The sequence below is a fragment of the Marinobacter sp. CP1 genome, from assembly GCF_001266795.1.
Taxonomy (GTDB): Bacteria; Pseudomonadota; Gammaproteobacteria; order Pseudomonadales; family Oleiphilaceae; genus Marinobacter; species Marinobacter flavimaris.
The window spans coordinates 152497-178597 of the sequence record NZ_CP011929.1; the positions used below are offsets into that span (position 1 = coordinate 152497).

22 protein-coding genes and 1 pseudogene are annotated in these 26101 nt (G+C 58.0%); 3 read left to right on the forward strand and 20 right to left on the reverse strand.

Features of this window, described 5'->3' with window-relative positions; translation table 11 throughout:
* Positions 1–3: 3 nt before the first annotated feature.
* The 11 genes and pseudogenes from ACP86_RS00745 to ACP86_RS00795 all read right to left on the reverse strand — a co-directional run bounded on the left by ACP86_RS00745 (position 4) and on the right by ACP86_RS00795 (position 13168).
* The gene (locus tag ACP86_RS00745) at positions 4–1059 is read right to left on the reverse strand and encodes a MalM family protein (protein ID WP_053112278.1); all 1056 of its coding nucleotides are present in this window, start codon (positions 1057–1059) and stop codon (positions 4–6) included.
* 36 nt (positions 1060–1095) lie between these two features.
* A complete protein-coding gene (locus ACP86_RS00750; RefSeq protein ID WP_053112280.1) occupies positions 1096–2721 on the reverse strand; it encodes an OmpP1/FadL family transporter in 1626 nt (541 codons plus the stop codon).
* Positions 2722–2759: 38 nt separating this feature from the next.
* On the reverse strand, positions 2760–3770 hold the full coding sequence (locus tag ACP86_RS00755; protein WP_053112282.1) for a hypothetical protein: 1011 nt from the start codon (positions 3768–3770) through the stop codon (positions 2760–2762).
* Between the two features lie 53 nt (positions 3771–3823).
* Complete coding sequence (locus ACP86_RS00760) at positions 3824–4624, reverse strand: C39 family peptidase (RefSeq protein ID WP_053112284.1); 801 nt, start codon at positions 4622–4624, stop codon at positions 3824–3826.
* A gap of 203 nt (positions 4625–4827) precedes the next feature.
* A pseudogene (locus ACP86_RS00765) lies at positions 4828–5942 on the reverse strand (SLC13 family permease).
* 51 nt (positions 5943–5993) lie between these two features.
* Positions 5994–6599 carry a DUF2238 domain-containing protein gene (locus ACP86_RS00770; protein WP_008174699.1) on the reverse strand — a complete coding sequence of 202 codons (606 nt, stop codon included), beginning with the start codon at positions 6597–6599 and terminating at the stop codon, positions 5994–5996.
* A 20-nt stretch (positions 6600–6619) separates the two neighbouring features.
* Positions 6620–8368: an N-acyl-D-amino-acid deacylase family protein gene (locus ACP86_RS00775; protein ID WP_053112286.1), complete on the reverse strand. Its 1749-nt coding sequence runs from the start codon at positions 8366–8368 to the stop codon at positions 6620–6622.
* A gap of 98 nt (positions 8369–8466) precedes the next feature.
* A complete protein-coding gene (locus ACP86_RS00780; RefSeq protein ID WP_008174693.1) occupies positions 8467–9672 on the reverse strand; it encodes an efflux RND transporter periplasmic adaptor subunit in 1206 nt (401 codons plus the stop codon).
* Positions 9673–9704: 32 nt separating this feature from the next.
* Positions 9705–12086, reverse strand: coding sequence for an ABC transporter permease (locus ACP86_RS00785; RefSeq protein WP_053112288.1), 2382 nt, complete (start codon positions 12084–12086; stop codon positions 9705–9707).
* Positions 12087–12107: 21 nt separating this feature from the next.
* Complete coding sequence (locus tag ACP86_RS00790; protein ID WP_053112289.1) at positions 12108–12839, reverse strand: ABC transporter ATP-binding protein; 732 nt, start codon at positions 12837–12839, stop codon at positions 12108–12110.
* An 8-nt stretch (positions 12840–12847) separates the two neighbouring features.
* Positions 12848–13168, reverse strand: a complete 321-nt coding sequence (locus tag ACP86_RS00795; RefSeq protein WP_008174687.1) for a TraR/DksA family transcriptional regulator — start codon at positions 13166–13168, stop codon at positions 12848–12850.
* Between the two features lie 143 nt (positions 13169–13311).
* On the opposite strand from ACP86_RS00795, the gene ACP86_RS00800 reads away from it, so the two are divergent.
* The 3 genes from ACP86_RS00800 (at position 13312) to ACP86_RS00810 (ending at position 16920) form a co-directional block, all read left to right on the forward strand.
* A complete protein-coding gene (locus tag ACP86_RS00800; protein WP_008174685.1) occupies positions 13312–13644 on the forward strand; it encodes a phasin family protein in 333 nt (110 codons plus the stop codon).
* Positions 13645–13653: 9 nt separating this feature from the next.
* Positions 13654–15456 (forward strand): PHA/PHB synthase family protein, encoded by a 1803-nt coding sequence (locus tag ACP86_RS00805; protein WP_053112290.1) that lies wholly within the window; start codon positions 13654–13656, stop codon positions 15454–15456.
* A 99-nt stretch (positions 15457–15555) separates the two neighbouring features.
* A complete protein-coding gene (locus ACP86_RS00810) occupies positions 15556–16920 on the forward strand; it encodes a sodium:solute symporter family transporter (protein ID WP_053112291.1) in 1365 nt (454 codons plus the stop codon).
* Between the two features lie 24 nt (positions 16921–16944).
* Here the strand turns inward: ACP86_RS00810 and ACP86_RS00815 are convergent, their stop codons facing one another.
* The 9 genes from ACP86_RS00815 to ACP86_RS00855 all read right to left on the reverse strand — a co-directional run bounded on the left by ACP86_RS00815 (position 16945) and on the right by ACP86_RS00855 (position 26089).
* Positions 16945–17946, reverse strand: a complete 1002-nt coding sequence (locus ACP86_RS00815) for an AgmX/PglI C-terminal domain-containing protein (protein WP_053112293.1) — start codon at positions 17944–17946, stop codon at positions 16945–16947.
* Positions 17947–17948: 2 nt separating this feature from the next.
* Positions 17949–18449 carry an ExbD/TolR family protein gene (locus ACP86_RS00820; RefSeq protein ID WP_008174676.1) on the reverse strand — a complete coding sequence of 167 codons (501 nt, stop codon included), beginning with the start codon at positions 18447–18449 and terminating at the stop codon, positions 17949–17951.
* Positions 18446–18958, reverse strand: a complete 513-nt coding sequence (locus ACP86_RS00825; RefSeq protein WP_053112295.1) for an ExbD/TolR family protein — start codon at positions 18956–18958, stop codon at positions 18446–18448. Before ACP86_RS00825 ends, ACP86_RS00820 begins: the two co-directional genes overlap by 4 nt.
* Before the next feature lie 25 nt (positions 18959–18983).
* The gene (locus ACP86_RS00830) at positions 18984–19691 is read right to left on the reverse strand and encodes a MotA/TolQ/ExbB proton channel family protein (protein WP_053112297.1); all 708 of its coding nucleotides are present in this window, start codon (positions 19689–19691) and stop codon (positions 18984–18986) included.
* Between the two features lie 139 nt (positions 19692–19830).
* Positions 19831–20136, reverse strand: a complete 306-nt coding sequence (locus ACP86_RS00835; protein ID WP_053112299.1) for a hypothetical protein — start codon at positions 20134–20136, stop codon at positions 19831–19833.
* A 15-nt stretch (positions 20137–20151) separates the two neighbouring features.
* A complete protein-coding gene (locus ACP86_RS00840; RefSeq protein ID WP_053112302.1) occupies positions 20152–20721 on the reverse strand; it encodes a tetratricopeptide repeat protein in 570 nt (189 codons plus the stop codon).
* Entirely contained in the window at positions 20708–23593 is a 2886-nt protein-coding gene (locus tag ACP86_RS00845; protein WP_049784480.1) for a tetratricopeptide repeat protein, read from the reverse strand. Before ACP86_RS00845 ends, ACP86_RS00840 begins: the two co-directional genes overlap by 14 nt.
* Complete coding sequence (locus ACP86_RS00850; protein WP_227507791.1) at positions 23586–25529, reverse strand: hypothetical protein; 1944 nt, start codon at positions 25527–25529, stop codon at positions 23586–23588. The genes ACP86_RS00845 and ACP86_RS00850 overlap by 8 nt, the downstream gene beginning before the upstream one ends.
* Positions 25530–25537: 8 nt before the next feature.
* Entirely contained in the window at positions 25538–26089 is a 552-nt protein-coding gene (locus ACP86_RS00855; protein ID WP_008174668.1) for a hypothetical protein, read from the reverse strand.
* Positions 26090–26101 lie beyond the last annotated feature (12 nt).

Below are 26101 nucleotides of genomic sequence, written 5' to 3' on the forward strand. Positions count from 1 at the left end.
ACCTCATTCCTCCACCTGCATCAGGCCGATTTCACCGTGCCTGATGTGGGGGATTTTGCGGGGGCCGGCGGGGGTTTCGATAACAGTCTGACCGTTCAGGTCTTCATCTCGTGTAAACAGGACCAGCCAACGCTCGTCCTGTCCCGGGAAAGCGGGCACCCATGCTTCCAGGTAACCGCGCCGATGCCAGTTCTCCGGGGTAAAATCCATCACCAGGTCTGTTACCAGTCTCAACGGTGCCATCGACTCATCGAGAAACACCAGCGAGGGCACGAACACGCCGTCTTTGGCATAGGAGCGCAGGCGGATAACCAGACTGCGATGCGCGCCCGCGTCCGGGAGTTCAATTAGTTGATAGGGGCTGGTGCCGGTGAGAAACGGATGGGTGGCTGAGTCGTCAGAGAGGGAAATGCCAAACTCCCTTCCCGATTGCCAGCTTTGCCGATCAGTGACATCCATGGATTCACAACAGCTGGCTGAAAACCGGGCGAAAAAGTCATCGGTTCTAGCTTCAATACCCAGTATCGCGAAGGCGTCCGGGTCATAACCCTCTACGGGAGCTGCGCCCGCTACAGCGGGGCCTGTCTGGTAAACGCTGGCTTCAGTGATCTGGACAGGCGGTTCAACCAGCCCTTTCTCAAGGTCAGAGCGGGTATCTGGTCGGTAATAACTAACGCGAACATTGCCCTCGGCGTCGCGCCAGGTGAAATAGGGCTGCCGCTCGCCCGGCCGAACGTAACCGTCTTTCGCAAGCGCTTCGGCATCCGGATAGTTTTCAAGCGTGTACTCGGTTTCTTCTTCCAGCCCTGTCTCGGGGCTCGCGTCACTCTCTGAGCGGGCCGGTCCCTCAGCGGACGCTTGATCACGGGACGCCCCGGCATGGTCAGCCGTCCCCCTGGTTGCTGACTCAACGATCGGCGAATATCGAACCCTGCCCTGCTCGTCTACCCAGGTAAAATAGCCTTCCCTTTCGGTGATCGTGGAGCCCCCTATCTGGCAGCCTCCGAGCAAGGCGGCCAGGAAAAGGCACGAAGCGGCTTTCAATAGCGAAGCGTTCATCACTGCAAATGACTACCTTCAGGTTAATGGCACCACTCAGAACCTGGTCCGGAAACTCAAGCCAGCCATGACGACCCGCAGCGATGTCTTGATATCGAGCCCCGCATACGGGTTATAAATAATGTTGGTGATGTTGTCGCAGTTTACGTTACAGCTGGTGTCCGCGGGAATCGACTCCACCGAGTGAAGGTAACTGAGATTCATGTCAATCTCGGTGTCCTTGTCCCACTGGTACCCCATACCAATGCTATAGAGATTCGCCCCACCAAACGGCGCCATGACCTGTCGCTGATCATCCGGGATAACGGAATCCCGTATTTCCACGCCGGCACGCAGGTCCAGACGGGAAGACGCATGAAACTCCATGCCAAACGCCCAGTTCCACTGGCTCTTGAAACCCAGAGGCAGCCTCAGGGTATTTGGAGTGGCATTGTCCGGTGACAGGATCCGCGCCGCATTGAGGAACTCCAAGTTGCGGTCGAACCGGAAAACGAAGGCATCCCACTGTTCGTAATCGGTCCAGCCGATGTCAGCGTTGAGGGTCAGCTTTGGATGCACATCAACGCTGATGCCGGTCTGGAAGTGCTGGGGGTAGACCAGATCCATACTGACGTTGCCGGATTCCTTGGGCGCACCTGACGGAAGACTCAGGATCGCCGAGGTAATCGCACCCAGCACGGATCCGTTAACGCTCTGCCAGAAGCCGGACCAGTCATCGGTGTACTGGATTTCGAAGGTGCCCTTCATGTTCATTTCAGCTTCAGAGGTATAGCTCGCCCCCCAGCTGAACCAATCAGTTGGCTCCCACATCACCCCTAGTGCATAGGTGGGTGACAGGGTTTCCTGAACATTGATGTTCAGGGCACCAATATCATCCCAGGGACCGACATTACCGCCACAAAGCGCCAACCAGGGCTGCAGGGGCTCGTCACCACTCTCGCAGTTGAAGGCATCCTGCAAAACTTCAGCCACCCCCAGCAGCAGGTTGGGCGCCCGCATGTACTGGTCTGCCGCGATACCCATATGGGACAGGTGGATACCGGCACCCACGGACCAGTCGTCATTGATTTCATAACCGACCGTGGGTGAGAGATAAGTCGTGCGCTGCAGCGCCGTGGCCTGGGGCTGGTAACGGCCAGGGTCGTCCTTGTCGCGATAAAAGCCGGCCGCCAGCGGCAGGTAGAACGCATTACCAAAGGTCAGTTTCGAGCCCGGCGGGTTGATACTGATCCCCGCCGAAGGGGCCAGGGCCGGCCCCGGAGGCGCGCGAAGAATACCGTATCCGGGCAAATACAGGGCCACGTTGTTGGTGTGGCTGTGAGTATTGGCAACAGGGTCCCGTTGCTTTCCGGTCAGCGGATCCGTTTCGAGGCCGTCGATACCGAAAATTTCATACCCTTCCGGCGCTGTGAAGTCCGCGTCAATGTCGAGATAGACGCTCATCAGGTTTACTTCCAGCTGGCGCCCGTCCAGTTTGGTCAGGCCCGCTGGATTATAGTGAATGGCCATGATCCCCGGCGGATCGGCAGTCACGGCATTGCCGAGCGCCAGCGCCTTGGGGTGAATGGTCAGGTTCTGCGCCAGCTGGGCCTGGGCACCACACGATAGGGTCGTGGCAATCAGCGCCGCGAGAATCTGACGGTTGTAGATTTTCTGTCCCATGAAGTCCTTCCCTTCCCGTAGATCGTCAACGACACCAATCACTCTTTGAGACCGGAGAAGTTAATGGGCAGGGAGACCCCAAGAGAAAAGTCCGGGGCGTCCTCGGTGAGACCAATCCCGAGACTGGTATTCACGATAGTGGTATCGCTGATGCGCGTTCCCAATGACATGCTAAGGAAACCGGTCATCTGGTCCTGGGCAACGGCCTGATCGCCATTGGAGAAAGTCAGGATGGTTTCATCGCTGTAGCTGAGCTGAGCGGAAATACTCAGTGAAATATCGTAAGACAGGGAATAGGCAAAACCCGCCGAGCCGGACAGCCCGAACCCTGGATCCACCTCTTCAAGAAGCCGTGCACCCCTTACCTGCTGCAGGTTTTCAGCCGGCAAGTTATAGGTGGCACTGACGGACCCAAAGATCACCACCGGATCGAGGACTTTGGAAAGGCTTGCGCCGCCTCCGATCGAATAGTAACCGCTACCAGTAGACAGCTGCTCGTTGATATCGATCTCGTAGGGACTGACGCCGGTCTTGGTGGACAGGGTTCCAAACAGTGTGGTCGACATCTTGCCGGGCACATAGGCGAACGGCTGCCAGCGCCCGGTAAATGAAATATCGCCAAAGTCATAGACGTTGAGCTCATCCTGAGTGTCGTATTTGACCACCAGCGGAATTCGGGTTCCGACCGTCAGGTTGTCCAGCAGGCCATAATCGTAGGAAAAGGAATTCGTAAAGCTGTGGGTCGCCGATGGCACCACATCCAGGTTTCTCACCGATCCATTGGTAATGGCCAGGTCAAGACGCTGGTCCGCGGTATAGGAATAATCGAACGAGTAATTCAGGGAATGAGAGCCCTTTTTCTGCAACGAATAGTTCTTTTCGGCAGCCTGGAACACTTCCTCCAGTTGTTGCGAAGCATCTTCGTCGCCCTCTTGTTTGGCCAGGGCTTCCCGCGCCTGATCCACACTCCCTTCCTGCGCCAGGGCCATGCCCGGAAGCAGACCTGCCGTGGAAACAAGGATAAAACCTCGCACAAACCAACGATTCATCCTGACTCCCTTATTTTATTTGTAGTGTTCCTGACCCGGGGCTACCCGGTAAATTAGTTCCGACGGTAGTGCAACTGCTTGCGGGTGTTCTCCACACTGCCGTCGGGATTGTTTTTCTGGCGTTCAAGCAGATTCTGGATCCGCCGCTGGGTGGACTCGTGAAACGCCGGTATCCTTTCCAGCGCCAGAAGGGTCATTGTCTGGTCATCCACAAAGCGAAGGTCTTCTTCCTTCAGCTCGAGGTTGTCCAGTGGTTTATCGCTGCCCGGGAAGACAATGAAGAGCACATTGTCGTCCCACTTTTCCTCGAACTGAGCCAGCGTGAAGGAGATATTCCCTACCGAGGGGTCTGCCAGATAGGCACGCCCGTCGCGAATCGTCCTCAACACCACGAAGTGTTTGAAACCCGCGTGATGGATGGGCACGATCGCCGGGTGATCAAGATCCTTGAGGTCATCAATCGTTGCCCGGAAGCCGCCTGAGGGATAACCGAGCGCTGTCACCAGTCGCTTCATATCCAGCATGGAAAAGGCGCGACGTTCCACGATACGTTCGCTTTCGCCGTAATGAAGCAGCCCCTCCATGACCTGACGTTCCGACAGGGTCCGACCCAGGTAGAAGTTCAGCACGGTGGTCAGCGCCGCGCTTCCACAGCTGTAGTCATAGGCCTGACGCACGATATTCCGGAACTTCTGTTCAACCAGAGGCTCCACCCTGACGTCGGAGCGCAATTCAACAGGACTGGAATCCACATCCTGCTCAATGACGATCTGGCCCTTCTCAAAAGGCTCCACCACGGTCGCTTCCTGCACCATGGTGAATGTAAGAATGGATCCAGCGAGCACCAGCAGCATGTCAGACGAAGTCCCTGTTTTTATTGGCCACGTTATTAAGCGGGTTACATGTTGTTACGGTAAGATACCGAAAAGCCTGCGCCCTTAAAGATAACTGTGCCTCAAATCTGTCGCTGCAGGAGGGGCCTTAGGAAGGGAATTTGAGAACTGTTTCATGACATGGATGGGAATCGGGAAGCAGGCCCGGTTGCCGGGCCTGCCGTTCAAAAGGTAAAGACCACGCCGAGTAACAGGTAGCTCAGGGCAGTTACCACGACAATGCCCATCAGATTGAGAGCAAACCCGGCTCTGATCATGTCGCTGATCTGCATGTGACCACTGGAGAACACGATGGCATTGGGTGGCGTGGCCACCGGCATCATGAAGGCACAGCTGGCCGCGATGGCGGCAGGCACAGTGAGTAGTAACGGTGACACGCCCTGACTCAGGGCCAGCGCCCCAGCAACGGCAGAAACGCCGCCGCGGTTGCGGTATTGCTGGTAACTTCGGTCAGAAAGATGATGATACCCGCCACCAGAACAATCATGACAAGGGTTGGCAGGGCGCCGGCCATGCCCAGCCCGAAGTCGCGCCGGGTCAGCCACCACCAGGCCAGGGCCAGCATGACAACCGTCACTGGAACCCCCAGCAACATCCATTGGGCAAAGCCCACAGAAATACCCTGGTTTTCGCTCAGGTAGGCCGCCAGCAAGGCATTTGGCGGTGTGCCGATAAGTGTGGCAATACCACCGATACTGGCGGAATAGGCGATAGCCAAAAGGAGGGCCGTGGCGTAACGCCGAATGCCCTCGGGATTGTCATTGCTGTTCATCATCGCCACCACCGACAGACCAATCGGCAGCATCATGATGGCTGTTGCAGTATTGCTGACCCACATGCTCAAAAACGCGGTTGCCAACATGAACCCGGCAATCTGCCGCCGGGGTTTACTGCCAACGGCCTTCAGCGTCATCAGGGCGATCCGGCGATGCAGGTTCCATCGCTGCATCGCAAGCCCGAGTGTGAAGCCCCCCCCCAGGAACAGGAAAATGATCGGATTGGCATAGGGCTCGGTGGCTTCACCAACCGTCCCGAGCCCGAGCGCGGGAACCAGCACGATTGGCAGCAAGGCAGTGGCGGGAATCGGAATGGCTTCGGTAGACCACCAGGTAGCCATCAGCAGCATCAACCCCAGCGCCGCCCAGGCTTCCGCGGCCATGGTTTCCGGAGGTGGGAGTATGATGGTTGCCAGCAGAAAGGCAGCCCCGAGGATCAGTCCAATGACCTGGCTGCGGGGCAGCCCCTCGGCCTGTTTGTCAGCGTTGAGCTCTTCGGACATACAGTTCTATTCCATCATTCAGACATTCAACATCAGCAGGCGGGCGAAACGTCAGAGCGCCTGAAGCTGGCGATCATGAAAACGCCCGAGCAGGATAAGAGCCAGAATGGCGCCGGACAAGGCCCAGGCCATATCCGACTGGGTATCCCAGACGTAGCCCTGTGTGCCCAGAAAGGCCTCGGCCGCTTCGTCACTGAGCAAGGCCACCCACCATTCAATCAGCTCGTAAAAGGCGCTTAGCGCCAGACAGAAACAGACGATGAAAAACGCCGCCCAGCGGCGACTGGAGAACACGTCGAAGCGAATGACCACTTCCCTGGCAATGATTGCCGGTATAAACCCCTGTGCCAGGTGGCCAAGCTTGTCGTAGTTATTGCGCTCCCAGTCAAACCAGTCCCGAAACCAGTCGAACAAAGGTACTTCCGCGTAGGTATAGTGCCCTCCAACCATCAGGATGACGGCGTGGACCAGAATCAGGAAATAGACAAGAGGCGTCAGGGGATAACGGAAGAAACACCAGACAACCAGCACAAAACCAATGACAGCGGGCAGGACTTCCAGCGCCCAGGTGGCCCGATCCCTGGGTCCGATGGCAGACCAGACAAAGACTGCAAGAAAGACCACCACCCAGACGGCGGGCGCAAATCGCAGGTTCATAGGTTTCCTTTTGTACGTGGTTATCCAGACGCACCGGCGCGCAGGAAGTGGCCATAGCCAGGCTCCCGGCCCAGGGCAGCTTCAACCTCACCATCCGTTACCGCGGGTCGGCCGTTGATCAGCACCTCTCTGATACAACCAGGCACCCGGTTGACCATTCTCTCCAGTCCGAAGTTTTCCATCTCGGCCCACTCAACCTGTTCCAGATCCTGATCAAGGCCACGGGGGTCCAGTACCGTTATATCCGCCCGGTCACCTTTCCTGATATGACCGGCATCAACACCAAGCCAGTCTGCCTGTTCGCCGGTCAGTCGATGTACGGCACGTTCCAGCGACATGACCGGCTCACTCTCCACATGGCTTTCGTAAACCAGCTTGAGAAACCGCAGAGGCAGATTGTAGAAGGCCATATTACGGATGTGGGCGCCGGCATCGGAAAAGGTGATCAGGGCACCGGGATTGGTGACCATTTTCCGGAGCCGATCCTTTCTGTGGTTGCCTACCGTGGTGAACCAGCGCAGTGAACGGCCATGGGCAACCACCATGTCGAGAAAGAAATCGACCACATGGATGCCACGGTCGGCCGCCAGCTCAGCAAAGTTGCGGCCAACCACGCTTTTATCCGGGCAGTCGAGAATAACGGCATCGCCGAAATCCCTCTGCCATACCCGGGGCGAGAGCTTTTCCTTATAGAATTTCCTGAATTTCCGTCGGTACTGTTCGTCCTTCAGAAGCTCGTTGCGCTCAAGCTGATCGCGGATATCGAGGGCCATTTCACCGGCGCCGAATTCTTCAAACAGTACGATATCCATACCATCGGCATAGACCGTGAACGGCGTTGGCAGGAGCTGCCAGCGGAAGTTGCCGCCAAAGCTGTTGGCCAGCCACCCCACAAGGCTGGCCATGGGTTTGACCGTGGGATTGCCTTTCAGATCGATCATGGCAATCAGAGTTGTTTTCAGGGGCTTTCTCAACCAACCCAGGGTCTCTTTCAGGTACTGGGTTACCTGCAGAGGATTGGCCGCATTGGGCGCGCCCTGATGCACCCGTCCGTATCGGCGCAAAAGAGCATTCAGGCGGCTGACCTCACGCCATCGGGCGTAGGTGCTCGGCAGACTCTTGGACCACTCCCGGTCACCATCCACCTTGTCCCATTTCAGGCACATGGTGGAAAGACCGAGAAAGCCCTCCTGCAGAGCCTCCTCAAGGAGGGCTTCCATTTGTCTTTGCTCTTCTGATGTCGGAGTCACGCCCCGGTCGGTGGCGCGATGCAGCCCCATAACGGCAGTTCTCAGATCACTGTGGCCGAGAAAGCTGATGACATTGGGCCCCAGTGGATGCTGGTCCATGAACGCCACCCACGCTTTTGGTGTCTGCCAGGACTTGTGCTGCTTCAGAATGGGCAGCACTTTTTCCCTCGGGACCGTTTCCACCCGGGTAAAAATATCCGAGGCGTCCTCCGGATCGGAACAGACCATGCTCAGGGAACAACTGCCGATCAGCACCGTGGTGACACCGTGACGCACGGATTCAGACAGGGACGGCGCTACCAGCAACTCGGCATCGTAATGGGTATGGGTATCGAGAAATCCCGGCGTTACCCAGCAACCGCTGGCGTCAATCGTGCGCGTCGCAAGGCCGGGTTCGGGCTGCTGGTCAAAGACTTCGGCAACCCGCCCATCTTTGATGCCGACATGGGCGATGCGTGAGGGGCCGCCGGTACCGTCAAAGTAGCGGCCGCCGACAATAAGCGTATCGAACTGGTTCACCGTGCCAGTCTCCTTTTTGTTTTTATGTGCCGTCAGTCTAGCCAGCCAAACGTGATATGTCCTCTCATTTTAGCCGGCGGACCGTGCAATGCAGGCCATTAACGAAGACGGATACGGCTGCCGTCTTCAAGCTGACGATCCGGGTGTCGGACGACGTTGTCTGCCTCAGTCAATCCTTCCTGGATAACTGTATGAAATCCGTTTGTGCGACCGACCGACACGTCTGTCAGAACCGCAATGTCATCGACAACGCGGAATACCTGGTGCTGCCCATCAGTGACAAAGATGGCGGATTCCGGAACCTGAAGGACATTGTCGGAACGCCAGAGCAGAAACTCGGCGTCTACCCGATAGCCGTCCCCCAGGCTTTGCCAGGCATCAGCAGGACTGGTGATATCCGCAACCACCTGTACCCGCCTTTCTTCCACACCCAGGGCCGACACGTCCTCGAATCCAACCGGCTCAACGCGCCGGACAGTAGCGTCCAGGGTGCCGCCACCCCACCCGGTGAGGCGCGTCACCATACCGGGTTGGAGATTCACGGCATCAAAACTCAATACATCCACAACCACCTCAAGCGCCCCGGGATCCCCCAGTTCCAGAATGGCTTCACCGGCCTGAATCACACCCTCGCTTTTTCGAACAATTCCCAAAACAGAGCCGTTTACAGGGGACCTGACCGGCACACGTTCAACCGCTCCATCGCCGTTCGCACGCGCGGCAGACACCTCAAGGCGCGTTCGGGCCGCTGCCAGTTCGTGGGCCATCACTTCTTCGTCAAAGCGCGCGGAACGCAGAATGGCCTGGGTTCTGGCCGCAGTGGCCCGGGCCTGCTGCAAACGCTCGTCGGAAACAAAACGATCATCACTGAGTGCCTGGAGGCGGGCCAGCTCACGCACGGCGAGGTCTGCTTCAGCCTCGGCCGCCGCCACTTTTTGACGAGTGGAGTTCAGCGCCGAGCGGGCCGACTGCACCTTGGCCTCCGCTTCGGCCCGACTTCGGGCATCAAGGGTGCTGGCAGGCATGGGGTCAACCTCCGTCAGCAGCTCTCCCGGAATCACCGGATCCCCCACTTCCAGCAATACCCTGTGCAGATAGCCGGCAACCGGTGATGAAACCACGTATCGGTCACGCACCCGCGTTTTGCCCTCCTCCTTGATAGTGATTTCCATGGGGCCACGGGTTACCGGCGCCAGATCCACCCAGACCGGATCGGGTCGGATCGTGACCACAACTGCAACACTGGCGAGCATTACGAACACCCCCCAGAACAACCATTTTCCGGCAAACCCTTTTTTCGCCATAACCTCAGTTCACTCCCCGGTTGCTTTCGCACCTATTCCCGTGTTTTCAACACCGCTACAAGATCCAGCCGTTTCAGGCGCCACCAGGCAATAACCCCGGAAGCGATCGCCGATACCACCACGACCAACGCGGACATGCCAAGTGTCTGGCTGGTGATCGTCAAGGGCACCCGATACAGTTCGGTTTGCATGGCAGTAACGATCATGAGCGCCAGACCCTGGCCAATCAGCCAACCGAGGGGAATACCCAGAAACAGCAAGAGCGCAACCTCTCCCAACAATATATGCGCAACTTCATTCTGGGTGTATCCCAGCACTCTCAGGCTCGCCAACTCCCGACCTTTTTCCGCCAGTGAAATCCGGATCATGTTGTAGACCACTCCAAAAGCGATGATTCCGCCCATCAGGCTGTTGAAAAAGGTGAACGTCAGGAAGGTTCTCGCCAGGGTGTCGTAGAAGCTGTCGAGCATGGCCTGCCGGATGCTCAGGCCAAGCACTCCCGGGGTTTCGCGAAGACTGTTATAAACTTCCGAAGCCTTGTCCGGGTCCAGGTTGATCAGGGCCTGATTGATCAGGGGCCCGTCCCCCAGTGCCCGGTTGAGGGCATCCAGATCCATGTAGGCACCAACCCCGAGAAACTCGCTGGTGATACCGGCGACCGGAACCATAACCGTTCGGCGGTCGCCCTCCAGGAGCTCCAGCTGCAGAACATCTCCCGGACCGACACCCAGTTCATCGGCCAGAAAATCGGTCAACAACAACCCCTCCCTGGGGAGCGGAACCGGCTGCAGGTCACTGTCGATGACAAATTGCAGGCGCGCCTCGGAGGGTATTCCGGTGACTGCGCTTCGCCACTCCCGATGGCCGGAAACAAGACGTGCCGGGACCGAGCGTCGCCCCTCCACGTAACGTATCCCGGCTTGCCGCTGCAAGCCGAACAACGCCGCGCTGTTCACCGGATCAATAAAGGTCGCGGACAGATCCTGTTGCTGAACCCGTGCAAACTGCGTGTGGACCATCAGGGACACCGAGTCGAACTGGAAGTTTCCCACCATCACGATGGCAGTGGCCATAGCGACCCCAGTCATGGATAACAGGGTCCGAACCGGACGACGGGAGAGCTGGCGCACGATCATTCGGGAGGGCTGGGCGAAACGGATTCCCGAGAGCAGCTTTTCCACTATGGTCACCCGGTACCTGGCGGGCCCCTCAGGCCTCATGGCTTCAGCGGGTGGCAGTGCCGCTGCCTGCCTGATGGCTCGCCAGGCACCGAGCCAGGCGACCACAATTGTCATCAACCCCAGCAGCACAACCCATGCGGGGTCAATGCGAAACAACAGCCCCGGAAAGCGGTAATAATCCATGTACAGTTCGCCGAGAGAGCGTCCAAGCCATAGGCCAAGGCCAAGCCCCGCCAGCAAACCGATGACGGCAATCACGATGACCAGTTTGCTGTAATGCCAGGCGATCTGACGGTTGCTATAGCCGAAGGCCTTGAGTACCGCGACGATATCCCGTTGGGTGCTGATCAGACGGCCAATCACCACATTCAACAAAAACATGGCGACACTCATGAAAATGAGGGGGAAAACCGTCGCCATGGTTTTCAACTGATTGAGCTCGTCACTCAGAAAACGGTGGGAAAACTGGTCGTCCCGGCCAAAAGCCCCCGTTGCCCCATACCGGGCCAGCAATCGATCCAGAGCATCAATGACGGAGGCAGCAGAATGGCCAGGTTTGAGCGTCACCACCAGGCTGTTGAAAGCGCCCCGCATATCCATGGCGGATTCCAGGGACTCTCTGTTCATCCAGAGAACACCATACCGCTGATAGTCCGGCAGCATACCGCCCGGAGGAATGACGTAGATGAATTCCGGTGACTCAACAATGCCGGTTATCGTAAGAGCCTGCCGGCGGCCGTTGATAATGGCTTCAAACTGATCTCCCAGAACCAACTCATGCGCTTCGGCAAAGCTTCCGATAACTGCGATCTCCTGGCTTCGACCAGCAGCCGGGAGCCGTCCCTGGCGAATAAAAAGGCGGTTGACGTCAGGCTGACCTTCCGGCGGAACAGACACCAGGCGAGCCGACACCGGATCCGGAAACCCGGGTATTTCCAGTTTCGCAGCGCCTTCGACCCTCCCCTCGTACCTGGCGATACCAGGCAGCGCAGCGGTGTCCTTGAGAGTATGGCGTGGAGCCCGTTTGACCGGCGCAAAGACCTCGGCAAATTCGTGTTGTTCGTAATACTGGGCTCTGGTTGCCAACAGCGATGAATAGTTCACGAGAGACATCACGCACACGCCCACGCCTCCGGCAATAACCAGTGCGATGGCCAGTACCTGACCGCGCATCTGCCAGAGTTCCCGCCGTAACTTTACGTTCAGAACCGTGTTCAATCCCTTCGGGGACATCGCTGTTACTCTTCAGTACCGTTACCAGGACAGTGTACGGGGATCCTGGCGACGCTCATTAAGACGCTCACCGCTGATGTTGCCGTCCGAGAGCGTTATCACGCGATCCGCCATGCCGGCGATGGAAGCATTGTGGGTAATGATGACGGTAGTCGTGCCGGTCTCCCGGTTGGCTTTGTCCAGTGCCTCGAGCACCAGAACGCCGGTGGCGGAATCGAGAGCGCCGGTTGGCTCGTCGCACAGGAGTACATCCGGTCGTTTGGCAATGGCCCGGGCAATGGCAACGCGCTGCTGTTCACCACCGGAAAGCTGGGCCGGAAAATGGTCAATGCGGCGCTTGAGCCCAACCAGTTCAAGTGCCTCTTCCGGCGTCATTGGATTGGTCGCTATCTCGGTCACTGCCGCCACATTTTCCCTGGCGGTGAGGCTGGGAATGAGATTATAGAACTGGAACACGAAACCCACGTGTTCACGGCGATAACGGGTGAGTTCGCGGTCGCCGGCAGCACTGAGATCAAAATCCCGATACCGGACCTCGCCGGTCGATGGCACATCCAGCCCGCCAAGAATGTTAAGGAGTGTGGATTTGCCAGAACCGGAAGCGCCCAGCATGACGACCAGTTCGCCGCCATAGAGATCCAGATCTACGCCACGGAGGGCATGAACCTGAACCTCCCCCTGATCATAGGTTTTCGTCAGGCCCCGGGTCTGGAATACGGCCGAACCGGTCGTGGATGCCTGCAGTGGCTCCATGGTGTCACTCAGTCTTCGGCACAGTCCACGCAAACCGTGGTATAGGGCAGAACCTGCAAGCGGCGTGGGTCAATGGCCTCGCCGCAGGATTCGCATTCGTCGCCTACACCGTTATCAATCCGAGCCAGTGCATGTTCAATCTGAGCGAGTTCGGAACGGGTTTCGGTTTCCAGCGAATCGACCACTTCGTCGTTCTGGGTCTGGGTAGCCTGCTCCTCGAAATCCTTGTCTAACGCACCCCCTTCCCGATGCTGATGCGCCTCATAACGGGAAAGTCTGGCCGTCAGGTCGGCTCTCAGTGTTTCAAGTTCGGATTTCCGGTTGGTCATATGGCGCCTCCTGCCTTGCCGGGAAAACATGTTCCTACAGTAAAGCATAAGCTGAACCCGGGATTGATGCTTGTCAAAATTGCGTCACGCAGGATGAGGCAGAATAGAATTCCATCAAATCCATACGCAAAGGAGTTGTGACCATGAACACCGAGCTTTTCGAAAAAGCGACCCGTCTGAACGAAACCCTGTTCGAGCAATTTGGCAAGGCTGCAGAAATGCAGATGAACGCCTTCCGACGTTATGCCGATGTCACCATGGAGCAGGCTAAAAAGGTGTCTGAGGTCCGTGATCTGGAGAGCCTGAAAAGCCTGACTGGCGATCAGGCGGAGACCCTGAAATCACTGAGCGAGCAGTTCACCGCAGACTGGAAAGCCTGGCAGGACTACTTCAACGAAAGCAGGGAGCAGATTCAGAAGGTGTTCGAGAAAGCACCCGAGGCATCGGCCAAGCCCGGCCCGAAAACCGCCAAATAAGGGATAGTTATGTTCGGTCTGGATACGCTCGGGAAAGCCGTAGGTCAGCTCGTCAACGGCTTCGAAACCAACGTCCGCCAGGGACAGCAGCAACTGGAGAAAGCATTGGGAGATGCTGGCGTCCTGGATGCGGCAACGCTCTCCACGATAACGGAAATGTCCGATGCCTACCGCACAATGGCCGAGGACCTGCTCCTGCACCCGCTCCGGTTTGCAGGAGCGGAACTGGATCTGGCCCGCAAACATGCCGCGCTGGGGCACTACACCCTTGCACGGCTCGTGGGCAAGCATAAGCAGCCCGTTGTCGAACCAGAGGCCGACGACCGACGCTTCCAGGCCGAGGAGTGGCACAAGCATCTGCCTTTTGATGTCCTCCACCAGGCCTATCTGATCAACTCACAGGCCTTTCTGAACTGGGCGGCCGGCATGGAAGGGATTCCCCCGGCAGGACGGGACCAGATGCTGTTCTACGCCCGACACCTGACCAGTGCACTGTCGCCATCGAATTTCCCCGCCACGAATCCGGAAGTGCTCAGGATTACCTGGGAACGCAAAGGGATGAACCTGATCGACGGTGGACGGCAGCTGATCGAAGACCTGCGGCAGAATCCTTCCCTGTTCAATGTTGGGATGACAGATCGCTCTGCCTTTGAGGTAGGACGTAACCTGGCAACTACCCCTGGCAAGGTCGTGTTCCAGAACGAACTGATGCAGTTGATCCAGTACTCGCCAACAACAGAGACCGTCAGCAAACGCCCGTTGCTGATTGTTCCGCCATGGATCAACAAGTACTACATCCTGGACCTCACCGCCAGGAACTCCTTTATCCAGTGGTTGGTCAACCAGGGACAGACTGTTTTTATTATTTCCTGGCGAAATCCCGGGCCCTCCCTGCGGGACAAAGGCTGGGAAGACTACATGGAACTCGGGCCACTGGCGGCCATGGATGCGGTTACCGAAGCCACCGGCGAAGACCAGATGAATCTGATCGGCTATTGCATCGGTGGCACCCTGCTGGGCTCAACATTGGCCTGGCTCAAGAAAAAAGGCCGTGATCCGGTAGCCAGTGCTACCTATCTGACGACACTTCTGGACTTCTCGGACCCTGGCGGAATCGGTGTCTTCATCAACGATCACTCGATCCGGGGTATTGAGAAAATGCTGGAGCGCAAGGGCTACCTGGACGGTCGCGCTATGGCGTTCACGTTTAACCTGTTGAGAGAAAACGAGCTGTTCTGGTCGTTCTGGACCAATAACTACCTTAAAGGCCAGAAGCCCGCGGCTTTTGACCTGCTGTACTGGAACACCGACGGCACCAACCTGCCAGCTCGAATGCACAGTTACTATCTGCGCCAGATGTACCTGAATAATCGTCTTGTGAAGCCAGATTCCCTGAATCTGCTCGGCGAGTCCATCAACCTGTCCGAAATCGATGTACCCTCTTTTTTCCTGTCCGCCAGACAGGATCACATCGCCAAATGGAAAACCACCTACAAAGGGGCGCTGGCCCACGGCGGTGATGTCCGCTTTGTGCTCTCCGGCTCCGGCCATATCGCTGGCGTGATCAACCCGCCCTACAAGGAAAAGTACGGCTACTGGACCAATGACACCCTGGTGCCGGATGCAGACGCCTGGTTCGAGAAGTCCGAACACCATCCGGGATCCTGGTGGCCTCACTGGCTCGAGTGGATTGCCCGTTTCTCAGACGGCGACGTGCCGGCTCGCATCCCCGGCGAAGGGAAACTTCCTGCGATTGAGGATGCACCCGGCAGCTACGTCAAAGTCAAAGCTGCGGAGGCCGTGAAGCAGTAGACCTCTGCGTGGCCCGCATTCCTGCGGGCCAACGTATCTCGCCCCGCTTCCGCCGTTGTGGCACTATGGCCCGCTTGATGAACGGCGGAGAACCTCCCGATGTTTTATACCACCCTCGCGGCGATCGTGGTCGCCATGATCCTGTTTGCCTGGCTCGGACTGAGAGCCCGTCTCGCCGACGGCGGACTGGATGACTATGTAACGGCAAGAAACAGTCAGGGAGCCAGGGCCCTCGGACTGTCTTTCCTCGCTTCCGGCATGGGCGGCTGGATACTGTTTGCCCCGCCTGAGGTTGGCGCACTGGTTGGCCCTCTGGCTCTGGCTGGCTATGCCCTGGGCGCCGCCTTGCCGTTTATCGTGTTCGCTTTCTGTGGCCCCGCTATTCGCCGCTTCCTTCCGGAAGGACGCAGCATCGGCGAATTCGCCAACGCCTGTTATGGCAATGGCGTACGCCGCTACGTTTCGACGATCTCGGTGCTCTACATGCTTTGCTTTCTCACCGCGGAGCTTACTGCCATTGGTGCCATAACGTCGCTGCTTTCCGGTATTGACGGCGGCGTTGTGGTCATTGGCGTTGCCATAACCACACTGGTATACACCGCTGTCGGTGGTCTCAGGGCCAGCATCGTTACCGACCAATGGCAGGCGCTGTTACTGATAGGCTTGCTGGCTATCGTCAGTTTTGTTGCCGTAGGCAAGCTTCCGGACGCAGCACCCGCAGCGCTACCGGATATCCCTGCGTCGGCAGCCCTGAGCGTGGCGCTGACTCTGGTAATTGCCGTCACCGCCGCCAACCTGTTCCACCAGGGATACTGGCAGCGTTTATGGTCGGCTCGTGATACGGACGCCCTGAGCCGCGGCGCGTTGCTGGGCGGCGTGGTCACCATCGCCGTTGTCGCCGTGGTTGGCGGCCTGGGAATACTGGCGGCCATGAGCGGCGCCGACCTTGGCAGCCCGCCGATTCCGTTTTTTGCCTTGCTTGCTGGTGCGCCGGCCTGGCTCGCTTTACCGGCCCTGATCCTGGCCATCACACTCGTGGCATCCTCGGTGGATACCCTGCAGAACGCACTTGCGTCGCTGGCGGTTACCGAAAAACAGGGGTTGTCCATTGTCAGTGCCCGATGGTTTACCGTGCTGCTGATGATTCCTGTGGTTCTGGTGGCACTTCAGGGGATTTCCGTGCTGCGGCTATTTTTGATCGCAGACCTGCTTTGCGCCACGGCGGTTCTGCCTGTACTGATGGGGCTCTGGGGAAAAATGACCACGAGGGCGGCGATCCTGGGCTGTCTGGCGGGACTTTTCGGCGCGATTCTGCCCGGATGGATTACCGGTGGCAGCCTGATGGCCGGATTGGAAGCTGCCAGCTTCCCCGGCAGCATTCCCACCCTGATGCCTTTCGTTGGTGCCCTGGTAGGCTCCGGACTGGTCAGTGTCGTGATCGCGACCACAACCCGGAAACGCTAAGCGGCATCCTTGCTGTCCAGCGCCCTAGCTGGACAGCAATTCGATCGGATAACGGATCTTGGTTTGATCAACGCCCGGTCGGGCCCCGAAATCCACCAACATCAGACGATTGCAGATCTTGCTCTCCAGCGCCGGCTCATTGAGTGTAGATTCCACCACCGAACAACTCGATACTGCACCGTTCGGCTCAATGACCAACTCCGGGGTAATACTTCCCTGCAGCGACGGTTTGCGCCGAAGCTCCCGGTTGTAGATGCTGTAGATCGCGGATTTGTTGGCATCCATGGTCCGGCGCAACTCTTCCTTGCTCCGGGTTCTGGCCGCAGTTTCCTGCTGTTCCTTGCGTGCCGCCTCTTTCACCGCAGCAACTCTCTCTGCTTCGGCAACTTCCGCGCGCTGACGCTCGGCCAAGGCGACCTGACCGGCCTCCCGGTTGAGCACTTCTTCGTTCACCCCACTGCTCTTCGCGCTCGCGGTCGCGCGCGAGGCCAAAGTATCACCGGTTTTGCGGGCAATAGGTTCCGCTGTATTGGCAACCGGGCCATCCAGCTTGACCGACTCCGCCAGCGAACTGAGTTTCTTCAGTTCGTTCCCCATTGCCAGAATACCGGTATTCTTTGCCTTCTCCCGCGCCTTGGCGACCTCTTCAGGCTTGGGTTCTGGCTTGGGCTCCGGTTTTTCGGCTACCTGAGGCTCCGGCTCGGGTTCCGGCATCACCGGTTCAGGAACCGGCTCCGGCTTGGGCTCTGGTTTGGCCTGTTCCACCGGCTTTTCCTCAGGCTTCGGCGGTTCGGGCTCCGGCTCGGGCATCACCGGTTTTGGGGGCTCCTTTTTCTCGATGATCAGCTTGGCCAGCTGAGGCGGCAGAGCTTCCTGTTCCTGCCTGTCACGTTCTGGCAGCTCTACCCAGCTGACATAAGCTGCAATTGCAAGGAACAATGGCATCACAAAAACAGCGGCGGCCAACAACCGCTTACGTTCACCACGCTCCTGATTCCAGGGCAATCCGTACCGAAAATCCATCATGGTCAGGCTCCCTGTTCCGCACGCTGATTAACCGCCAGGGAAATACTGGCGTAACCGGCGTCCACACAGGTGGACATGATTTTTTTTAGCAGCTCGTAGGGCAGTTCGCGGTCTGCAAGAATGGTAATGGGTCGACCCGCATCCGGGGCAGGTGCCGATGAGCGACTGGCCTGATAGTCCAGTTCCTGCTTCAGGGCAGGCTCCACCTGTCCGTCAAACGTCTGGAAGGCGTCGCGTTTCACTACCAGCCGACCGTTCACCAGGATATCCCGGTCTGTGACGGTCAGGGCCAAGACATCACCGGGGGGTTGCTGAGCGGTGGAATCCGGCAGTTTGATAGTGTTGTTCTGGTTCAATACCTGTACGTCGGAGGAGGAGTTCACCATCAGGAAGAACACCAGGATGGTGAAGATATCCATCAACGAAACCAGGTTCATCTTTCCCTGGCTTTTATTGCGCCGGTAATGGCGTTTCTGGCGGCGGGCCTTGGCAGATTCTTTCATGAACTCACCTCCGCGGATCCCGAAGGCTGTGCGGGCGCATCGCCGAGAGAGATCTCGGGGAACAGCTCCGCTTCAACCACACTACCAGCCACAACCGCCTCGTATGAGCGCACCGTGTCCATCACCGAGACAAGAGACTGATAGGACGTCTGCCGGGACGGCATAATAATCACATCCTTCTTGTCCGGCACACGGCTCTTGATTTCCTTCATGACATCCTTGAGCAGAACGAAATCATACTCGCCCTCGCGCTGGGGGATGTTCTTGATTACGCCGCCCTGGTTATCCGCAACGACCAGGCGATCCTCATAGATCACCACCTGGATCTGCAGCTCTTTCGCCTGCTCGGCCGAAAGGCTCTCACCGGTCGGGAAGTTGAGTTCCAGAACGCTGGTGTGGGCGAACACCATATTCAGCAGCAGTACCGGCACCAGCACAATCATGAGATTCATGAAGGGCGTGATGTCGAGATCGGCCTCACTTTGTAGGCGACGATGTTTCCGTCTCATGGCCTGACATCCTTCTGGCTGGTTATCAGGCCGGGCTACCGGCCGGAGTCGCTACCTGTGCCGGCGAAGCGGCATTCTGTCCCTGTGGTTGAGCAGCGGTCTTACTCCCGGAACCATCGCTGAGGAGGTTCAGGACCTTGATGCCCGCCATCTCAAAGCTGTCGACGATCTCATTGGTCTTGGTCTGCAGCAGTGAGTGGATCAGCAGCATGGGAATAGCAGACATAAGGCCGAAGGCGGTGGTGTTCATGGCAACCGAGATACTCTGGGACAGAAGGCTCGCCTTCTGGGCCGGATCCGCTGCAGCTACCGCCGTAAACGCTGCAATCAACCCGATAATGGTACCCAGCAGGCCAAGCAGCGTGGCAATGTTGGCCAGCGTTGCCAGATACTGGGTGCGCTTTTCCAAACGCGGCATCACATCCAGCAACCCCTCTTCCATCGCGTATTCGATCTCTTCACGACCCTGGCGGCGGGCCAGGCGCTGAAGGCCGAAGCCGATCATGGTCGACATGGCACTACCGGATTCCTGGGTGTAGTTCAGGGCGCCCTTCAGGTCACGCTTGGCGATCATCTGGTGCAGGCGGTTGAAGTCCCGACGGTTGGTCAGTTTCTGGGCGGAAAGGTAGACGTAACGTTCGATGGCAACAATGAGTCCGATGATCAGCACAACGGCGATCGGAAACATAAAAAAGCCACCTTCCTGGAAGAAGCGAACGGCGGTATCGATCATTTTCTGGGCACTCCATGGTCCGGTTTTCAGATCAGTCTATGCGCGGCCTGACCTTGTGCGGGTAAGTTCGCGAAAGTCTGTGTGAGGGTTTGTTTAATCTTGCGCAGCGACACACTCAGGATGCGACAGGCATCACACTCTAGTCCCCGGCTGCTGCCTGGGTCTGTGTGATGAAGGCTTCGTGATACTTGATAAATCGCTGGAACTCATAGCGCTCCAGGGGCCGAAGGCCCTGATCAACCATCAGGCGTTCTTCTGGCGCACGCAACTCGTCCACTTCCGGTGGCTGCCAGGGCACCAGATACATCACCGTGGGCACTTCCTGATCGCCACGGATTCGTGTGCCTTCAATGGTAACCACACCCGGGGCGTCCTGGGCGAAGACCATCGGCGCCGTGGGCAACAGGGCGGAAACTGCCAGAGCGATTAGCGCGAGACGTTTCATATCACATAGTCCACATTAGATTCTGTTTTTGGCATCGAAGATCCAGTCTTCCAGTCTGGGGTGCGGCTCACTGGCCGCGGACTGATAACGCTCATAAAGGTCGACCGCCTCGGAAGGTTTACCCAGGTAGATATCAAGCAGGAAGGCCAGATTAAGGATAGCAGGCGCGTAATTCGGATCAGCAGACAGTGCCGCGCGATAATACCGTTCTGCTTCGTCGAATTCTCCTGCGTTCCGGGCAATTACTCCCAGATGATTCAGCGCCTGCACATGTTCCGGATTCACCGCCAGCGTGCGTTCAAACCAACTTTTCGCGGTCTCGGTATCCTCTTCCTGGAACGCAATAATGCCAAGGTTGGCCATGGGGCCGGCTCTTCCGGGGTAGTCGCTCGCCAGTTGCTCGAATCGGGTTTTGGCCTCGGCGAGATTTCCCTCCTCCATGGCACTCACGGCCTTGGCGAATGACGCTTCCAGTACAGCTTGCTCAACTTCTGCCTCAGACTCCGGCGGCGCCGGCGCCGTTACACACCCCGAAAGCGAAAACATCACGAAAAGACAGAGTCCGCAGGCCTTAATCGAGCTCATAGACAACCCCCTGGGTAACTTCTTCTTTCCGATAACGTCCGGGCAACAGGGCTTTCAAGGCCTCGTAACTGCGCTTGACCCATTCATCGAAAATGCCCTCCCGGGCCCGCCGGATATTCTGCTCGTGGATATCGATGGCGTTGTCCTCAAACGGGTAGGCCTGCTCTTCCAGGAGAAGCTCGTACTGAGCCAGTTCAAGCTCGCTCAATCCGGTGGGCCGCTCCGAGTCCATGAGATCGGCACCGAGGCGTGCATAGATGTGGGCGATCTGGTAACCGGCCTCGGTTGCAAATGATGAAAGGCCATAGCTGGCCGTCTTCTTGTAGGCGTTGACCGCTCGTTCAAGCGCATCGGTCTTCGCTGTCATGCTTTGATTGAGTGGAAGAGTCAGCCTGATGCCGTCATACCTGGCAAGGGCGTCGCGGGCGAGGATTGCAGAGGCTGACGCCGCAAGGTACCGCATGCGATCGTCTGCGGCGTCCGGGTCCCGGTCCACCGTTTCCATCTGCTTTCGCAACCAGTAATCCCTGCTTTCGGCATCCCCGTCTTCCTGATAGAGCTCAGCCAGCCGATTGGCCGCTTCCATGTAGACGTCCGTCGGCTCGGGGTGGCTGTTGGCGTAATTTCGCCAGGTATCAATCGCCTTCTCCCGGTTACCGGCCTGATCGTACAGTTCTGCTGCAATCAACAGGTTTTCCCTTCGCTCTTCCGGCGTCTTGGCGAGGGAGACCATTTGCTGGAGTTCGTCGGCGGCTCGCTCCCACTGCTCCGTTTCACGGTAGGCCAACGCCAGTTTTGCAGGGACTGTGTCAATCAGCTCGTGATTGGGGAAAGACCGCCTGAAACTGGTCAGCACACCGATGGCCTGCTCCCAGAGATTGGCGGTGATAAGAAGTGAGGCAGCATCGTATTCGGCGTTTGCCCGCAGAGCGGATTCTGGAACGGCCGTGCCGACTCGCAGGAATTCGCTCACCGCAGCCTCCACATTTCCGGCATCAGCTAACTGCTCCGCCTGTCGATAGACCGCGGCTGCCAGATTTTCACGAACGCCGCTTCTGCGTTCATCGTCTTCGGCCATTGTTGCCAGGGCGTCACGATAAGCCTGTTCCGCCTCGGCGTATCGGGCCAGTTCGGAGAGGCTGTGCCCGGATAACAGCAAAGCTTCCGTCGTCAATTCATCCGGGGGCGTGGGTTGCCAGGTAACAAGTCGGGCCGCCATATTGACGGTCTCTTCCCAGTTGTTCAGGTCAAATTCACGCTGCAGCGCAATGTAATACACCGCCGGTGCCCGGGCGTCGCCGGGAAACGCATTTGCGAACCGCAGCCGGTTCAGTTGTTGCAGCTCCTGATAGGCCATCCGCTCCGATACCGGTTCACTCTCCCAGGTTTGCGAGTACTCCCGGAATGCCAGCACCGAGGCATACCCGGCTTCAGCTGCCCGATCGGCTACTGTGTCTTCCGGATAGTCATAGGCCACGCGTTCGAAAGCTGCGATTGCTGCCGGCCAGTCTTCCAGCTCCAGGTATGTCTCACCCAGAAGGAACAGCCGCTCCGGTGTACGGGGGTGGTCCGGGAAGGTAGCCGCAAATTCGGCGTAATAACTGGCGGCTTTGCGGTAGTGATCGTCCGCCTGCTGATCATCCTCCGCCTCCCCTGCCAGCAGGTACTGGCGGTCCGCCAGTTCCGGCAACAGTTGTTCCAGTTGTTGCTCGATAAAGCCAATTGCATCGGGGCCCGCTGACTGCCAGTAATCGCTGTAGATTCCGTAAAGGCTGACAAAGCCGGCCTTTCGTTCAGGGATCGTACGGGTGAAACCGGCCAGCTCAAGGGTATCAATGATCCGGATGTGGTAGCGCGGGGCCCAGGGACTCTCCGGATGGTCTTCTATGTAGGCCTCGAAGACATCGATGGCATCACTGTATTGCTCTCTCTCGAGCAAGAGCTCGCTGTAGCGGTCGTAGACCAGTATTTCGTAGGGGCGACCACCCGTTTGGCGGAAAAGCGCCTGGAGGGTTTCCGCTCCGTCAAGGTACGACAGGGACAGCCCTACCACCCTGAACAGATCTTCGATCAGTGTCTGGCTCCGCTGATCCACGTCCGCCACCGGCCTGCCCTCGGGCATGACAAGATCAAGCACTTCAACGTAACTGAAGAGCGCTTCCTGGTATTGCGCCTGCTTGAACAGACTCCAGCCCTTCATGTAATGCGCGTTCACCAGGAACGAGGGATCGGCCATGCGTTCCTGGCTCGCGAGGGTAACCTCGTCGAAAGCCTGTTCCGCTTCCCCGTATCGACCATCGATAAACAACAGATCGCCGCGGCGGAATTGAGCCTCAACCCAGTATTCTGAATCCGGGTAGCGGCGAACCAGAGTATTAAGGGCTTCAAGCTGCTGCGGCGTCGCGCCTCGAAGCTCCCAGGCTCTGGCAAGCTGATAATAGATCTGGTCATTGCCCTCACGCTCTGGATATTCCGACAGAAGACGCTGGTAGGCATCGATGGCGCCGGACAGTTCATCGACAGCCGAATCCGCCATTTTCCGCTCCGCACGCTGGAATTCCAGATCGGCCAACCGATGCCTGATGGTAACCTGCTTGCGGGGATCCTCTACGAGTGGCAAAAGCGCCTTGTAACTGTCCATTACCGTTTCAATGGAAACATCTTCTGCGGGGTCGCTGACCGCCGCTGCATCTGCACTTTCCTGCCGCGTTTCGATTGCCGGAAGCGCAGCCAGTGTGCCCTCACGGACTCGCGGCATTTCTTCGCCACCGGCAGGCATCATCGACTGCAACATCTGGCAGCCACTCGCCATGACAAGGGCCCCAACCATGAGGAGGCCTTTAACAGTCCTGCCGGCCATCCGATTATTCATCACCGGCACCTGCATTTTGCGATGCGCGGAACAACTGGTCCGCCAGCCTCGCCTGGGCGTGGCGAGAGGCCAGCAGGTATCCATTAAGCTCCTGTTGCTGGGCAGCCAGCATCCGATCAACCTGCGTCAGGAGTGTTTTCCGGGCACTGCCCAATGCATCGGACACTTCTGTTCCAAGGGTCGCGAGCTCCCGTTCGCTGGCAGCGATCCGACGAGCCAGTTCCGCATGGCGGGCATCATCGGCCATCAGGCTTTCAACCCGTTGCCGCTGGGCCTGAAAGCTCTGCATCTCGCGATCCAGTTGCATGAGCTGTTTTTGCGCCGCCCAGCGATTGATTCCATAGTCATCCGCAATCCACCAATCGAAGTAGGCACGCATCCGCCGATACGTCGCACGCTGCCCGGCGGTCGTCGCGTCGTCAGGCAAATCCGCCAGAGTTTTCTCAACCTCAGCGAGCTTGTCTCTAAGCGCTTTTTGTTGCGAGGTCATGAAGAATCCCGCATCTTCGTCTGCCAGCGCCGAGGAAATTCTGTCCGTGAAATCCTCGTGCAACTGCTGCCACTGGTCTGCCTGTTGGGTTTCGAGTGCCCGACGGGTCTCGACAATACGAATCTGCCGTTGCTGCTCGCGGGTCTCCAGCATGATCCGGAACGATTCAAACCTGGACTGCCGCTCGGCAATGAAGGACTGCATTCGGTAGAGTTCGTTCAATTCGGCAAGCGCCTGCTGGAACGTCTCCGAAGCCAGCACTTCCGCCATACCAGAATCGAGGGGCTGCACGCGCAGCCGGCCATAGGAATCTGTAAGAATCCCGTCGCTGTCACGGCTGAACTCAAGCTGGGCCATAAGGTTTTCTTCATTCAGCCGATCCCGGATGTTGTCGAGCTCCCTGATACGGGCCTCGTAATGGTCGGCTGCCTTTTTAAACGCAGGCAATGCTCGCTGTGGAGCGTTCATCTGCTCAAGAACATAGGCGCGGGCAAAGGGAACCTGCTGGCGCCAGGGCAAAAACAGTTCACGGTTCGCGAGAGTATCAAGGGCGTCGAGAGCCCTCTCCGGCCTGCCCTGGCCCGCCGCGGCAACGGCGTAGTCAAAGAGAGCCTGATCGGCGAACACGCCGGTCAGTGGCATGGCTCCCAGGACCTCCAGAGCTGCCTCAAACTGGTTATCACGCAGGTACAGGCCCGCAAGCGAGAGGCGAGCGCGGCCCAGCAGGCCCTCCCGTTCGGCATCTGGCTCGACGGAGTCAATGGACTGGTCGAGGATGGCGATGAGCTTTTTCAGTTCCTCTTCGGCGGCAGCTACGTCTGCCGCATCGAGAGCGGAGACCGCGGAATTGTACCGGAGGTAAAGGGACCAGATGTCCGTTTCGTCCAGCTGCTCCCGAAGCGAAGCCAGTTCGGGTTCATCATCAGGGCGGGCAGACATCATGACCAGCCGGGAGCGCAGATAAATCCATTCGCGGAAAAGATCGTGGTCGGCCTCGGCCAGTATCTCGCCATCCACACGATTGAGGTTCTCACGTGCGAGCGCCTGATTCCCCTCGAGGTAAAACACCTTACCGAGATAGAACCAGGCCTGGTTGCGAACATCAGGCGACAGATTGCTGCCGGTGCCATCGGCCCCGAGTAGCTGCGTAAACAACCTGCTCGCCTCTCGGGTCATCCCCCAGGACAGCATGAGCCCGCCCTCGACGAGAGCCGGATGATCTCCGTGTCCCTCGATGCCGCCCCGTTCGCGCGCCACGGCGAGCTGGGTCAGAGCCTCGAAGGCGTTACCCTGATGGTATTCGTACAGCGCCCAACCATAACGAAGATCCTTCGCCCGCTCGGGTTGCGCCTCACCGGCATGGACCGGGGTCATCATCAGCAACAGTAGGGCACCCGCGTAAATGAACGGGCGTCGACCTGAGGACTGGCTTGCTTTCAATCCCACGACGCGGCTTACTCCCACTCCACAATGGATACGGAGGGTTGGTAGTTGGAGGAGCGATCTTCAACGCGGATTTCCAGAGCGGCCGTTCCAGTGCCCTTCTCAAACTCCAGGGAGGCCGCCTGCTTGTAAGGCCGCTGATCCGGGCCGATTCCCTCAACAAACGCCGTCATCTCATGGACGCCAGTTTTCAGGTTGCCGACGTATAGCCGCTGCATGCCGCCGCGTTCAAGGGCAGTCACCTGTCGCTCCGTATACAGGTGGGAAGCAACAATCTCGTCGTCGACTTTCAGTTTGACCGCATCCAGCTTCAAAAACTTCCCGGCATCAACGCTGAGAAACACGGCAACCTGGGTATTGGCTGGAAAAAGCAGATCTTCCTCAAGGATAAACAGGTCACGATTCAGGCGTATCACTTTCTTCTTGAGCTCCTCCACCTGCTCGGCGACGGCTGTATCATCTTTCTCCGCCCCGGGATTGGTCTGGGCAAATGCGGGGGCTGTCAGGGCGAGGGTCAATGCCGCTAAAAGCACCGGAAATCGGGAGTTCAAGCAAGTGGCCATGGTCGTTCTTCC

Bases quoted from the DNA above. Each gene is read 5' to 3' on its own strand.
- ACP86_RS00745 (WP_053112278.1), bottom strand. From the start codon at position 1,059: ATGAACGCTTCGCTATTGAAAGCCGCTTCGTGCCTTTTCCTGGCCGCC.
- ACP86_RS00750 (WP_053112280.1), bottom strand. From the start codon at position 2,721: ATGGGACAGAAAATCTACAACCGTCAGATTCTCGCGGCGCTGATTGCC.
- ACP86_RS00755 (WP_053112282.1), bottom strand. From the start codon at position 3,770: ATGAATCGTTGGTTTGTGCGAGGTTTTATCCTTGTTTCCACGGCAGGT.
- ACP86_RS00760 (WP_053112284.1), bottom strand. From the start codon at position 4,624: ATGCTGCTGGTGCTCGCTGGATCCATTCTTACATTCACCATGGTGCAG.
- ACP86_RS00770 (WP_008174699.1), bottom strand. From the start codon at position 6,599: ATGAACCTGCGATTTGCGCCCGCCGTCTGGGTGGTGGTCTTTCTTGCA.
- ACP86_RS00780 (WP_008174693.1), bottom strand. From the start codon at position 9,672: ATGGCGAAAAAAGGGTTTGCCGGAAAATGGTTGTTCTGGGGGGTGTTC.
- ACP86_RS00785 (WP_053112288.1), bottom strand. From the start codon at position 12,086: ATGTCCCCGAAGGGATTGAACACGGTTCTGAACGTAAAGTTACGGCGG.
- ACP86_RS00790 (WP_053112289.1), bottom strand. From the start codon at position 12,839: ATGGAGCCACTGCAGGCATCCACGACCGGTTCGGCCGTATTCCAGACC.
- ACP86_RS00795 (WP_008174687.1), bottom strand. From the start codon at position 13,168: ATGACCAACCGGAAATCCGAACTTGAAACACTGAGAGCCGACCTGACG.
- ACP86_RS00800 (WP_008174685.1), top strand. From the start codon at position 13,312: ATGAACACCGAGCTTTTCGAAAAAGCGACCCGTCTGAACGAAACCCTG.
- ACP86_RS00805 (WP_053112290.1), top strand. From the start codon at position 13,654: ATGTTCGGTCTGGATACGCTCGGGAAAGCCGTAGGTCAGCTCGTCAAC.
- ACP86_RS00810 (WP_053112291.1), top strand. From the start codon at position 15,556: ATGTTTTATACCACCCTCGCGGCGATCGTGGTCGCCATGATCCTGTTT.
- ACP86_RS00815 (WP_053112293.1), bottom strand. From the start codon at position 17,946: ATGATGGATTTTCGGTACGGATTGCCCTGGAATCAGGAGCGTGGTGAA.
- ACP86_RS00820 (WP_008174676.1), bottom strand. From the start codon at position 18,449: ATGAAAGAATCTGCCAAGGCCCGCCGCCAGAAACGCCATTACCGGCGC.
- ACP86_RS00825 (WP_053112295.1), bottom strand. From the start codon at position 18,958: ATGAGACGGAAACATCGTCGCCTACAAAGTGAGGCCGATCTCGACATC.
- ACP86_RS00830 (WP_053112297.1), bottom strand. From the start codon at position 19,691: ATGATCGATACCGCCGTTCGCTTCTTCCAGGAAGGTGGCTTTTTTATG.
- ACP86_RS00835 (WP_053112299.1), bottom strand. From the start codon at position 20,136: ATGAAACGTCTCGCGCTAATCGCTCTGGCAGTTTCCGCCCTGTTGCCC.
- ACP86_RS00840 (WP_053112302.1), bottom strand. From the start codon at position 20,721: ATGAGCTCGATTAAGGCCTGCGGACTCTGTCTTTTCGTGATGTTTTCG.
- ACP86_RS00845 (WP_049784480.1), bottom strand. From the start codon at position 23,593: ATGAATAATCGGATGGCCGGCAGGACTGTTAAAGGCCTCCTCATGGTT.
- ACP86_RS00855 (WP_008174668.1), bottom strand. From the start codon at position 26,089: ATGGCCACTTGCTTGAACTCCCGATTTCCGGTGCTTTTAGCGGCATTG.